Here is a 322-nt window from a genome sequence, read left to right as displayed (position 1 = left end):
GGGTTGGCAACGATTACGCAGCGAGTATCGCTACGATCCGCTCGGAAGACGCATCGGCAAACGGGTGTACCGCAACGAGAGCGAACAGGCGCAGAGCGATGTGCAGTTTGTATGGCAGGGGTTGCGACTGTTGCAGGAGGTGGAACATGGGTTCGGCAGCCTGTACGTGTATGCCGATCCCAACAGCTACGAACCGCTGGCGAGGATCGATGGCAAGCCGGGCAACGAAGATATTTTCTACTTCCACACCAACCTCGCTGGATTGCCGGAACAGCTCACCGACGAGGCCGGGCTCAGCGTTTGGCACAGCGAGTACGAGGGT

1 protein-coding gene is annotated in these 322 nt (G+C 59.0%); it reads left to right on the top strand.

What is annotated here, in order from left to right; genetic code table 11:
- A partial coding sequence (locus LIY45_RS30650) for an RHS domain-containing protein (protein WP_226478735.1) occupies window positions 1-322 on the top strand: 322 nt, incomplete at both ends.

The organism is Pseudomonas sp. MWU16-30323 (genome assembly GCF_020515595.1).
Classification (GTDB): domain Bacteria; phylum Pseudomonadota; class Gammaproteobacteria; order Pseudomonadales; family Pseudomonadaceae; genus Aquipseudomonas; species Aquipseudomonas yamanorum.
This window is presented reverse-complemented; position numbering and strand designations above follow the sequence as displayed.